Here is a 12,317-nt window from a genome sequence, read left to right on the forward strand (position 1 = left end):
GCGGGCGTGGTGTTCGCGGCTGAAGGTGATGGGGTTGGCTTTGCAACCGAATCCTACGCCGCATCAGCGCTTTACACCACGCTCGCCAGCCTCTCAGGCGCCTCTGACGAATAAGACGGGCTAGTTGGGGAACAAGAGTGTCGGACTTCTAAGAATGGAGGGCGGCGAAAGCATGACGGAGTTCGACGTCAAGAGATGGCCGCAGCTATTTTCTGGGCGAACTGGGACTACATCAACTGTGGACCTTCAAGTCCTTCATCCGCTTGTCGAGAACGCCGGCGATATCTTGCTTGAGCACCAGCTCCGAATGGACGGCGAAAGGTCATTGCTCAATTTGCGTCCGGCTAATCCAGAAGCAAGAGCCCGTGCGGCAAAGATGGAGTTCGTCGAGGTTGATGAAGACAACATGGTTCTCGACCCAGAACAGTCGGCCAATTGGATAAGAAACAGTGATGGTGAATCGCAGCGGAAAGGCAACACTGGCCGGTACCTTTCAAAAGCTGACGACAGTGACGGTAGCGATGACGAGAGCGCAGTAAGCTCGTCAACGTACGACTACGAGGACGATTTCATGTGACGAGAGAATCTTACATGAGATCGTCGTCTAGACTATTTAGCGCCGCTCTTCGGAAAATCGTGCGTTACTAAGCGGCCTATTGCGGCCGCAGCCCGTAGAGAGCCTGCTGGCTTCGAGTCCGTCTAGAGTGCAGCCGCGTCGCCGGGCTTAGTGCCTACTGAGCAGCCGATCCGATGCGCAATGGAATGGCTCGCATCCGGTGATGGGTTGCGTCGGATCAGACCAAGATCCGCCTGGCCGCCGTTAGGCTGCCGGGCGTTTCGCATGAGTATCTGGGCGGCTTGGCTGTGGAGGTCTTGTACACCATCTAACATGCGCAGGAGTTGGGGAGGGTCGAAGAGGCCACCATAAGGGGTGGTCTGAAGAAAAGCGCGGAGCGATGCCAGGCACCATAGACAAGCAGGGCAAAAATATGCCGACTGGCGCCGTAGCCGAAGGAGCTCGCGCAGAGCTTTGGCGCGCCAATCAATATCACCCAAAACACGCATGATTTCTCACGATGGCCCCACAGAGAGCTTGTGAGTTGAACGAAGCTCTTTTGTTGCGCCACGCGGTATATCGCAATCGCATTTAGCTGCTACGAATCTGAGCGAAGAAGCGCTTGAGCTTGTCGAATAACTTCTGCGCAAGGTCACCTGAAGTGCCAAAAAGCAGAGACGAGCGGGGCCTAGAGGTGCCAAGTATACCGACCCTTGGTGGCAACGTCGTTCTGAGCGGCCTGATGCCTGGTGGACAGCTCACGGGCCAAGAAGGCAATACGACATCGACTGCCGCTGGTGCCACCTGATTTCGGAGAGCCCGCTTCAATAAGATCGCGCCGAGCTCGCGACCGGATCTCAACATTCAGGGCTGAAATGACTCGCCACCGGCTGATCGTTTCAAGTGCGTCCTCCGTTGCGGTTTTCCTTCAGTGCGGCATCGAGGTGCTCGATCAGTGCATGTCCGGCGAAGGGCTTGGCCAAGAAACCAATCGCTCCTGCGCTCAAGGCTGAGGCGCGCACGCGGTCGTTCGGGAAGGCAGTAATGAAAATGAACGGCACCCCGTAACCGCGAGTCCGCATTTCCGCCAGCAGGTCCAAGCCGCTCATAACCGGCATCTGCACGTCCGTAATTACGCAAGAGGTCTCGTTCAACCGCGGCGATGTCAAAAAATCCTCCGCCGATGTAAATGTTTGAACTTTGTAGCCGCGGGATTTCAATAGGTTCTCAATCGACGCACGGATAGATGCGTCGTCGTCAACGACAGAAATCAAAGGCGTGGACAAGACAATCCCTCCTGGCGCGGGACTAACGGTTGCCGAGGCATTAGCGACCCTGGGCGAAAAGTGGGCTCGAGTGACGAAATTGTAAAATCATACTTAGGTTTGTTCAGGACGATTGGCGCCGATCCCCAGGGTCTCAGCCGTTCTGATCAGATCGGCCAGCGAGCGGGCACGCATCTTTCTCATTACGTGTCCCCGGTAGATCTTGACGGTAATCTCGGCGAGCCCAAGCTCAGCGGCGACCTGCTTGTTCATCAGGCCGGCAGCGACCAGCTTCATCACCGCCTGTTCGCGCGGGCTTAGGGTCTCGAATAGGGACTGAAGCTTCGCGACGGTTTGCTGGGACTCCCGTCTTTTGCGGTCGCGCTCGGTCGCGGCGATCACCGCGTCAAGCAATTCCTGATCGCGAAACGGTTTGGTAAGAAAATCGACCGCGCCTCCTTTCATCGCCCTGACGCTCATGGGAATGTCGCCATGGCCGGTAATGAAAATGATCGGAATATGTATGTTCGACTTCGTCAGCTCAGTTTGGAACTCCAGGCCGCTCAAGCCGGGGAGCCGGACATCAAGAACCAGACAGCTAACAACATCCGGAAGTGCGCTCTGCAGCATTTCGCGGGCCGATCCAAATGCAGCGACGTCCAAGCCTACCGATCGAAAAAGGTTGGTGAGCGACCGACGCATGGAGATGTCGTCCTCGACGACGAAGACGGTCGCCGTTGTCGAGGCCTCGGGTTTGCTGGTTGGCGAGCGTTGCGTCACGAGACGACCTCCTCATGCAACGGCAGGGCAAACTGGAAGGTCGCGCCCGGCGGCTGCTTGCGCACCACTGACAGCCGTCCTCCGTGAGCTTCAACGATCGACCGGCAGATCGAAAGACCCATTCCAAGGCCGCTGGACTTCGTGGTGAAGAAAGGATCTAGCACGCGGTCAGTATCATTCTCGGCGATCCCGACGCCCCAATCTGTCACGGCCACCTGCACATGCCCTATATCGTCCATAGATGACTGAATCAGCAACTCACGCGTCCGGTCCGTGACTGCGTCCATGGCTTCGATCCCGTTCATCACCAGATTGATGATCACTTGTTGCAGCTGAATCCGGTCACCGAGAATCATAGGCAGCGCTGCCGTCAGCTCGGTTCTTAACGCCACCTGGTGGCTCACCAGCTCTCGTGTCACCAGCGCAATGACGTCCCCAACGACCTCATTGATATCGAGCGGCACCATCTCGATCTCGCCCTTCTTCGCAAGTGCGCGCACGCGACGGATCACTTCGCTTGCCCGTATTGCGTCATCGATGATCCACTCAACCGAAGAGCGCGCCGCGCAAAGATCAGGAGTTTCGCGGCCCATCCAACCGAGGCACGCATCGGCGTTGTTGATAATAGCAGCGAGTGGCTGGTTGATTTCATGGGCAATGGAGGTTGTCAGCTCTCCTAACGTCGTCACACGTGTCACATGCGCAAGTTCCGCCTGTGCCTTCCGCAACTGTTGTTCGGCTTGATCTGCGCGAATAATAGCGGTGATGTCGGTGCTGGAGCCGCGGTAACCAACGAACTTGCCGTTCGCATCAAAAAAGGGCTTGCCGCTCGTCCGAACGTAGATCGGAGATCCGGTCCGGTTGACAGTACGGTAGACCAGATCCCGGAACGGCAGATGCGCCTCCAGTGTGGCCCGGTGCTGCCGCCACTTCTCAGGATCCTCTTCCACATCGCACGCAATGTCCCAGCGGGGCAGGCCCATCAATCCTGTCGCTAAGATTCCCGCAGCGCTGGTGTGCTCGGACAAGCGCGTAACCTGGTGATCCGGCCCGGTCTCCCAGAGCCAATCGGAAGCCGTCTCGGCGTAATCGCGAAAGCGCTGCTCGCTTTCGCGCAGCGCAGCCAGTGTGTTTTCCAGGCGCTCTCTGGCGGCGTATTGCTCGGTCACATCCATATGCGTTCCGATCAGTTCGCTCACGCAACCATCGTTGCCGATCACGATATGCGCAACGGAGTGTATGCGCCTTATCCTGCCGTCTTTTAGAAGAATTCGAAAATCATACTCGAAGCGATCTTCCTTGAGCTCGATAGCCTGGCGCTGCACCTCCTGGAGCCCGGGGAGGTCGTCTGGATGGATGCGCGAGCGAATGGTCTCTAGTGATACAGTCTCTTGCGGATCAAACTCAAACAGACGATCGACCTCGGCGGAGCGATACACAAAATCGAGCCCATGAACGTCCCAGGACCAACTGCCCGTGTGACTGAGATGTTGGGCTTCGGCGAGATAGGCCTCACTGCGGCGCAGCTTCTGCTCTGCTTGCCGTTCCGCGGTAACATCCGTCGCTGCTCCGACAAACTCAATATCACCGCTGGCGGTTCTCGTGGCTCGTGCCCGCGCATGGACGTGCTTCACCGAGCCGTCCGGCAGCAGCAGCCGGTATTCATGTTCGAAATCCTTCGGATCTCGCATCGCCCGATCAATGACCTCTTGAACCGAAGCCCTATCATCTGGATGGGTGCGCTCGACGACGAGGTGCGGCGACGGAGCGGTCTGCGGGTCCAACTCAAATATTCGAAACGTCTCCTTTGACCAGAAGACCTCGCCGGTGACGAGGTTCCAGCCGAAGCTGCCTGTATTGCTCAGCTCCTGCGCGTGGGCCAAATGTGCTTCGCTCCGCTGCAGAGCAAATTCGGTCCGCTTCCGTGCCGTGATATCTTCGCAGGATATCAGAACAATGGGCCGGTCAGCCCAGAGCATGGCTTTGGCATTTTCACGTACCCACAGTACCGAGCCATCGTTCCTGACTTTCCGGGCCTCCCAGGTTCGCGATTGACCGATATCTTCAAGGCAGGCGCGAATGCATTCGCAAGCTAACTCGCGATCCTCCTCCAGAAAGACTCCCAGGATGGAATGGCCGATCAGTTCGGAACGCGCATAGCCGAGCTGTGCCGCGCCGAACGTATTAGTATTGAGGACGGTACCGGCTTCGTCAACCATGACGTACATGGCCGGATTGTGTTCAAAGATTGCTTGCCAGCGTTTCTCGCGGTCCTCCAAATCTGCCGCGCTGATCCGGAGCTTGGCTGCGGCCTCACGCGCGGCTTGGCTCTCTTGGCGGACTTTTCCGATCAGGTGCGTTCCGACGATCGAGACAATGAAGAACGCAACGACCACCGGAAGATCCTGTGGGTCATCAATCCGCAGACTGAACGCTGGCGGCGCAAAGTAGTAAGCGAGAGCTGCGATGGCCACGACGCAAAGCGCGGATGACGCGATGAGGCTGCCCATCAACGAAAACAGCAATACGACTAACAAATAGGCGAACGCCGTCGCAGCGAACTGTGCGTGAAGGTACAAGCAAGCCAGCGTTACTACGGCCAACGTTATGCTGCCGAAGGTAAACTGAGGGGCTGAAACTTTCAAACTGCTGATCTGGCTACGCATTTTTATATCGTCCGGCCTTTCTCGGCGGGAGAGCTATAACATTTTAGGCAAAAATGAGGCAATCCTTTCCGTGCCGACAGACGCTCGTGCGCGGTTCCGAGATGGAATGCCTTCCATTGAACTCAGCACGCGCCGAAGGAAGACGCATTACAAACGTACGTATAGTTGTCCTAAACCTTTCAATATTCCGCGCTGACCTCTGTACAATCGAGGCTGGGTTGTCTGCTTTCCTCCGCCGCCGGTGACCTCGGGGCAGGCATGCGAGCCTGCGGCCGAGGACCGCCGCCGCGACCCAGCGGCACCTACGACGAGGACAAGGACTTCAGTTCAGCCAGGACGTCGCGGCCGAAAAAGCAGGCCCCTCGTCGAACCCGGAAAGGCAAGGTGCAAGCTGCGGGACCACGCATCTCGCGATCGATCATGCGGAAGGGAGCGCAATGTAATGCGCCGAGATAGCAAGGCGAAGTTATGCAACTGCTATCTATGCCTCGCGGCCATGTCCGCCCAGGCTCGGTGCCGACGAGCCGTCAGCCGGAATCCAGGGCGGGTATATGAGGGCCGAGCCGACACTTGCTTCTGCGAGCTGCCTCGTCTCAGTCAAGGTGCCAATCTAGTCCACGCTGATCACATCCATCGCGATCTGATACGCACCGTAGTACTGAGTTGCACGGAAGACGCTACCGCCTCGTCGGCCGGGCGAGGCAAGTGTATTGACCACGCACATGGGCATTTGTGGGCAGGCCAACACCTTGGTCCGTCACGCTGGATACGTTCTTTCGCAGTCTTACTGTCTGGCTCGGCAATGTTGCACAGGCGCTCGGCCGGCCAGAAGCCTGACCTCGAAAGACCACGCTTGAAAATGACTTTCTAAAACTGCAGCTCCTTATCGCGTACGGTAACCCCTCACAGGCGACTGCCGGGGGCGTGACGCGGAGCAAGAGCTGCGTTCTGAGGATGCCGTGGGAGAAAGCTCCGATTCGCAGATCAGGCACGGTGCCGACTTGAACTGCGAAGAATCGTGAATGCGGTTGCGCTTGAATTCGACGCGTCTTGCAATGACGGCGTCCAAGATCCGCGGCCTACCTCCCTGTGTCGACAGTGGTGGGCCGGTCGAGCCGAACGTGCAACGTCGCGTGCTCTAGCTCGCCTTCCCACCAGGATACGAACACGGCTGCAATGCCATTGCCAGTGATGTTGGTAAGGGCGCGTACCTCGCTCATGAACTTGTCGATCGAGAACACGATTGCCATACCCGGTACCAGCGCCGGGTTGACGACCGACAATGTTGCGGCGAGCGTGATGAAGCCCGCGCCGGTGACGCCGCTTGCCCCCTTGGAGGTCAGCATTGCCACGAGCAAGATCGTGAGCTGTTGGCCAAAGGTGAGATCGACTCCGAGCGCTTGGGCAATGAACAATGTAGCAAGCGTCATATAAATGTTGGTACCATCAAGGTTGAAGGAGTACCCAGTTGGGACCACCAGGCCGACCACGGGCTTGGAGCAGCCGAGCCGCTCAAGTTTCTCCATCAATTGCGGCAGCGCGCTTTCCGAGGAGGAAGTGCCGAGCACGATCAAAAGCTCGTCCTTGATATAGACAAGGAACTTGAAAATCGAAAAGCCGACGATGCGCGCGATAACACCGAGCACCACCACCACAAAAAGCCCAGCCGTTACGTAAAATAGCGCGATCAGACCGATCAGATTGCCGAGCGCCGCCGGCCCGAACTTGCCAATCGTGAAGGCCATGGCGCCGAAGGCCCCGATCGGAGCTGCTTTCATGATGATGGCGATTACGCCGAACACCGCGTGCGCGGCGTCGTCAATCATGCCGCGCAGCCGCTCCCCGCGTGCTCCCAGCGCCATCAGAGAAAAACCGAACAGGATCGCGAACAGGAGCACCTGCAAAACATCGCCGCGAGCGAACGCGCCAACCACGGTATCGGGAATGATGTTGAGGATGAAATCGACGCTCTTGGAGGCTTCGACTTGCTTGACGTAATTGGCGACCGCTGCAGCGTCCGGCTTGACTGCAAGGCCATGACCGATTTGGACCAGATTACCCATAATAAGGCCCAACAGCAGCGCAAAGCTGGAGACGATCTCGAAGTAGACCAATGCCTTGACGCCGACGCGACCGACTTTCTTTGCATCCTGAATGTGCGCGATGCCGGATGCGACGGTGCAGAAGATGATCGGTGCGATCACCATCTTGATGAGTTTGATGAATCCGTCACCGAGCGCCTTGACCCAATCGTTGGTCGCGACAGATGGCCACAGCCAACCGACCAAGGCACCAACCACGATGGCGATCAACACCTGGATGTAGAGGATCTTATACCAAGTCTGCGACGCGCGCGCGGGTGCCGCGGTTGCCATGGTGGTCATGACGCTTCCTTCCCGAATATACTCGAATGCAAGCCGCCGCGTCGTTGAGAGGCGACAGCATCATGCGAGGCTCGTTGTTTTAGCCGTGTCCGATTGAAGACGATCCGCGAGGCGGCGCGTCATCCCAAAGGCAGGCGTCCAGTTACGTTATCTTTTTTTGCTAAGCAAGATATGCACCAGATGCCCGATCTGCGGCCAATCAAGTGTTCGCGGATAAACTCGCCATTGGCTCGATCCAAATGCTCGCACCGCGGTCGCAAGCCCGAACATGACGTGGCGGCATAATACGCATCTTTGGTCGGCTGAGCGTAGTGTGGGCACTTCTCGACCTAGAAGCCTAGCGTGATCGGTATGCGCTGACTGATAAGATTGATGCAACACTGCGTGAGAGTGGTAAAATTGATAGTTTCGATCGTAGGCATTCACGCAATGGATGTCTGGCAAATCGAAGATCTAGAACCCGATTGCCTGCAAATTCTGAGATGGAAGCGCTGCATTTTCGCTAGCGGCAAAGCATGTCCGTTCGCGGGGCATTTGTCTCCAGGTGACGTGACCGCACAGTTCAGCAGAAGGCGGACATCTGCTTGTGCGTACAAGAGCTCGCAGAGGTCTTCCAAGAAGAAGCAATCTTATGACCCTTGAAGTCCTTCCGTCTGTTGCCGATTTCAGTGACAACGTGGCACCTCAAGACGGGCTACCGTCGCCGCCGCTCGGCCTCGCGGTTGGCCAGGGGTGTGGCGCCGCCGGCGTTGACATAGGGGCTTCAAATCGAATGAGAACACCGCACATGCTGCGAAAGCTCCCGCATGTAGGCGCGCGCTACAGAACCGAATCGTCGTTCGATGAGAATCTCCGAGCACGGGCGCATGCAGCGCGGCTGCCGCGGCGCAAGATGAATGGGCGCACTGTTTCCGTGGTTTTGATCGGATTGTTCAAGCATGCGCGATGCTTGAGCAACGCGCCTTCACGCCATCCGTGCGCATTGGGGGAGGGGCTGCCACTATCGTAAATAGTGCAGAGGCGCGCTTCGGCAAATTGGCGGAGGCCATTACCGACTGTCGCGGCCGCTTGCACGGACCAATGGCGCCTTCAGCTTGGGTGTCGAATGTCGCCCATCGGATTTTGCTATCGCTTCGGGGCGCGCTTCTGCATGATGTCGGCATTAATGAAGTGCTGCCATTCGCGCTGCCCATTTCACCTGGAGGTATCAAGCTCGATCCGATCTCGGGCTATCGCGCGGCTGCTGCGCACGCTGGAGGTTGCGCTTATCTGGAGCCGCACGCTTGAGAAGCGCCGTGCATATGGCTGCCAAAGATCGCGGGCGCGACGCACTAGATGATTCGAGAGTGCGGGCCGGTCTCGGCACTATGGCCTCCACGTCCGATCCCGGCAAAGGGGGAGGGCTGTACTGCCGGCCGGGCAGTGCCCGGTGCTGATCAGGCTAGGGACCCAGCAGATCGCCATATGAGGACAGCGCAGATTGTGGGGCGAGATGCGGTCGGACATGCGCGCCGGCGAGGTCGAACTCGGCGGGTACTGCCGTTTTGCCGCGCGCTAACCCAAGCTGATGCTTGGCTGATGAGTCAATCTAGGACCCTTTTCTGTATACATAATTTCTGAATTTGCTACTCAACTGCGTATCTATGGCCACACTTCAACCGAAGTTACTGATGATTGTATACATAAGGTGTCCAACTTGGAGAGGTCGATACATGGGTCCGTGCTTGAACGTCTGGTACGCGGCCGCTTGGGATGCCGAGGTGAAGCAGGCCTTGTTGCCGCGCACGATCTGCGGCAGGCACGTGGTGGCGCACCAATGGCGAAGTGGTAGCGCTCGAGGACGCCTATTGGCATCGACTGGTGCCTCTCTCAAAAGGCCGCCTTGAGGGCGACAGCGTCGTCTGCGGCTATCATGGTCTGAAATTCAACGCGCAGGGCCGCTGCACCTTCATGCCCTCGCAGGAAACGATCAATCCCTCCGCCTGTGTGCGTGCCTATCCCGTCGTCGAGCGCCATCGCTTCGTCTGGCTATGGATGGGTGATCCGGCGCTAGCCGACCCGGCCTTGGTGCCGGACATGCACTGGAACGATGATCCCGCTTGGGCCGGCGATGGTGATACCATTCATCTGAAATGCGATTATCGTCTGGTTATCGACAATCTCATGGACCTGACGCACGAAACTTTTGTGCACGGCGCCAGCATCGGCAATGACGCCATCGCGGAAGCGCCGTTTGACGTCACTCATGGGGAGAAGACCGCCACCGTAACGCGCTGGATGAAGGGGATTACCGCGCCGCCATTTTCGGCCAAGCAGTTGCAAAAACCTGGTCCGGTGGACCGCTGGCAAATCATTCGTTTCGAAGCCCCGTGCACGATCAATATCGACGTCGGTGTGGCGCCCACTGGAACCGGCGCGCCCGAAGGCAATCGCGCTGCGGGCGTCAATGGTCTTGTGCTCAACACGATCACACCCGAAACGGAAACGAGCTGCCATTATTTCTGGGCATTTGTGCGCAATTATCGCTTAAACGAACAGCGCCTGACCACCGAGCTCCGCCAAGGCGTTTCTGGCATCTTCCGTGAGGACGAGGTCATCCTCTAGGCGCAGCAGCGCGCGATTGACGAAAATCCTGACCGCGCCTTTTACAATCTTAATATCGATGCGGGCGCGATGTGGGCCCGCCGCCTGATAGATCGGATGATCGACGCCGAGAATCCGTCGCACAGTCGGCAGGCCGCGGAGTAGGGTATGGCCGAGCGCGAAAGCGATCGCTCCGTCTCACAAACTGTACGCGCCCAGCTCAGCTTGCGCGATCTGATCCTGTCCGGCGACTTGCGGCCGGGCGAGCGGATGTCCGAATTGCAGGCTGTTGAGACAACCGGCGCTTCGCGCACCCCGGTGCGAATGGCATTGGTCCGCCTGGAGGAGGAGGGACTTCTGGAAGCGCTTCCTCCTGGCGGCTTCATGGTGAAGACGTTCTCCGAGCGAGATGTCCTGGATTCGATCGAGTTGCGTGGCACGCTCGAAGGTCTAGCCGCTCGTTTTGCAGCCGAGCGCGGTGCTTCGTCGCGCGATCTCGAGCCCCTGAAACGATGCCTTGACGAGATCGACGGCGTGGTGCGGCAGGATCCAATCTCTGTGGACGCTTTCTCCTCCTACGTCGCACTCAATGCGCGCCTTCACGCCATGTTGACCGAATTGTCGGGTAGCCCGCCCTTGATCCGGCAGGTGGATGCGCCTCCGCGCTGCCCTTTGCCTCCCCAGGCGGCTTTGTGATGACCCAATCGACACTGCCGGACGCGCGCGACACGCTCATGGTTGCGCAAGATCAACACCGCGTCGTGATCGACGCAATCGAAAACCGCGAAGGTGCGCGCGCTGAGGCGATCATGCGCGAGCATGCGCGAGTGGCGGCGCGCAATTTGCGCTTAGTGCTCCAGAACAAGACGCATTTTGACCTACTGCCGGGGCTGGCGCTTATCAGGATGGCAGGCGAGTAAAGAAATCTGCATGCGGTTCGTTGAAAGCTGGATACCGGCAACCCTTGTCGCGACGCGCGATCTGACGCCTTCGATCCGCGAGTTGCTAATCAGACCGGAAAGCTTTGATGGCGCGACCTATCCGGTCGGCAGCCATATCAATGTCGCTGTCACTATCGATGGGCGCCCAGAGACGCGGTCTTACTCGCTGGTCGGCGAAGCCGACCGAGGCGGCTATCGTATTGCGGTGCGTCGCGCCGAGGACACCCGCGGCGGCTCGCGGTACATGTGGTCCCTTGCGCCGGGTGCGCGGCTGAGCATCACATTGCCTACCTCGTTGCTGCAGATCGACTGGGCACGCCGGCACTACTGCCTGATCGCGGGCGGCATCGGCATTACGCCACTGGTTGGGGCAGTTCAGGTGCTCGCCCGCCGCGATGCCGATTTCACGCTGCATTATGCTGTGCCCTCCCGCGAGCAAGCCGCCTATTTGGATGTCCTCGCCCCCTTGCTGAACGAGCGGCTTATTGTCCATGCAGGCAATGCGGGGCGCCGGCTCGATTTCGATAATCTGTTCGCCTCGCTGCCGCCCGATGCCTTGACCCTGTTGTGCGGTCCGATGCGGATGCTCGATGCCGCGCGCCGGGCCTGGGATAGCGCAGGACGAACGCTGTCCGACCTGCGCTACGAAACCTTCGGGTCGAGCGGCTCCCTGCCGACTGAAGGATTTCGGGTCCGCTTTGTCGATCGGAATCTCGAGATCGAAATTCCGCGCGATCGCTCGTTGCTGGACGTACTCAATGAATCCGGTTGCGAGGTGATTGCGGATTGCCGGCGCGGCGAGTGTGGCGTTTGCGCCATCGACATCGTCAAGATCGACGGTGAGCTTGACCACCGTGACGTCTTCTTCAGCGAGCCGCAGAAACGCGCGAACGAAAAGATCTGTGCACGTGTCTCTCGCGCCCGGGGCACTATCACGGTCGATATACGGCACCGCCCGGACGCTCTGTAGGTCGTTGCAAACCGTTTTCTGCGGCAGGTCCTGCCCCTGGCACAACTAGCCCGTCTTATTCATCAGCGGCTTGTTGAGAGGCTGGCGAGCGTGGCGTAAGCCGCTGAGGTGGCGTAGGATTCGGTTGCTGACACCCACCCTCCGCGCATCCGGGCCGCCACACTCGCCATGA

General features: G+C 58.5%; 7 protein-coding genes and 2 pseudogenes. 5 read left to right on the top strand and 4 right to left on the bottom strand.

The genetic code is table 11. From position 1 onward, the window contains the following. Positions 1–172: 172 nt before the first annotated feature. Positions 173–577, top strand: a complete 405-nt coding sequence (locus tag AC066Y_RS42185; RefSeq protein ID WP_478278993.1) for a hypothetical protein — start codon at positions 173–175, stop codon at positions 575–577. An 878-nt stretch (positions 578–1,455) separates the two neighbouring features. Here AC066Y_RS42185 and AC066Y_RS42190 read toward each other — a convergent pair. The 4 genes from AC066Y_RS42190 to dctA form a co-directional block, all read right to left on the bottom strand. Then, complete coding sequence (locus AC066Y_RS42190; RefSeq protein WP_478278994.1) at positions 1,456–1,842, bottom strand: response regulator transcription factor; 387 nt, start codon at positions 1,840–1,842, stop codon at positions 1,456–1,458. 93 nt (positions 1,843–1,935) lie between these two features. Next, positions 1,936–2,601: a response regulator transcription factor gene (locus AC066Y_RS42195; protein WP_478278995.1), complete on the bottom strand. Its 666-nt coding sequence runs from the start codon at positions 2,599–2,601 to the stop codon at positions 1,936–1,938. Further along, positions 2,598–5,267: a PAS domain S-box protein gene (locus AC066Y_RS42200; protein WP_478278996.1), complete on the bottom strand. Its 2,670-nt coding sequence runs from the start codon at positions 5,265–5,267 to the stop codon at positions 2,598–2,600. Before AC066Y_RS42200 ends, AC066Y_RS42195 begins: the two co-directional genes overlap by 4 nt. Before the next feature lie 1,079 nt (positions 5,268–6,346). Then, positions 6,347–7,651 (bottom strand): C4-dicarboxylate transporter DctA, encoded by a 1,305-nt coding sequence (gene dctA, locus AC066Y_RS42205; protein ID WP_478278997.1) that lies wholly within the window; start codon positions 7,649–7,651, stop codon positions 6,347–6,349. 945 nt (positions 7,652–8,596) lie between these two features. On the opposite strand from dctA, the gene AC066Y_RS42210 reads away from it, so the two are divergent. The 4 genes and pseudogenes from AC066Y_RS42210 to AC066Y_RS42225 all read left to right on the top strand — a co-directional run bounded on the left by AC066Y_RS42210 (position 8,597) and on the right by AC066Y_RS42225 (position 12,145). Next, positions 8,597–8,938: a hypothetical protein gene (locus tag AC066Y_RS42210; protein WP_478278998.1), complete on the top strand. Its 342-nt coding sequence runs from the start codon at positions 8,597–8,599 to the stop codon at positions 8,936–8,938. A gap of 425 nt (positions 8,939–9,363) precedes the next feature. Then, positions 9,364–10,399: pseudogene (locus tag AC066Y_RS42215) on the top strand (aromatic ring-hydroxylating dioxygenase subunit alpha). A 3-nt stretch (positions 10,400–10,402) separates the two neighbouring features. Next, positions 10,403–11,154 (top strand): annotated as a pseudogene (locus tag AC066Y_RS42220) (GntR family transcriptional regulator). Positions 11,155–11,164: 10 nt separating this feature from the next. Further along, entirely contained in the window at positions 11,165–12,145 is a 981-nt protein-coding gene (locus AC066Y_RS42225) for a PDR/VanB family oxidoreductase (RefSeq protein WP_478278999.1), read from the top strand. Positions 12,146–12,317: the final 172 nt, after the last annotated feature.

Source organism: Bradyrhizobium sp. USDA3010 (assembly GCF_056429065.1).

Bases quoted from the DNA above. Each gene is read 5' to 3' on its own strand.
- AC066Y_RS42185 (WP_478278993.1), top strand. From the start codon at position 173: ATGACGGAGTTCGACGTCAAGAGATGGCCGCAGCTATTTTCTGGGCGA.
- AC066Y_RS42200 (WP_478278996.1), bottom strand. From the start codon at position 5,267: ATGCGTAGCCAGATCAGCAGTTTGAAAGTTTCAGCCCCTCAGTTTACC.
- dctA (WP_478278997.1), bottom strand. From the start codon at position 7,651: ATGACCACCATGGCAACCGCGGCACCCGCGCGCGCGTCGCAGACTTGG.
- AC066Y_RS42210 (WP_478278998.1), top strand. From the start codon at position 8,597: ATGCTTGAGCAACGCGCCTTCACGCCATCCGTGCGCATTGGGGGAGGG.
- AC066Y_RS42225 (WP_478278999.1), top strand. From the start codon at position 11,165: ATGCGGTTCGTTGAAAGCTGGATACCGGCAACCCTTGTCGCGACGCGC.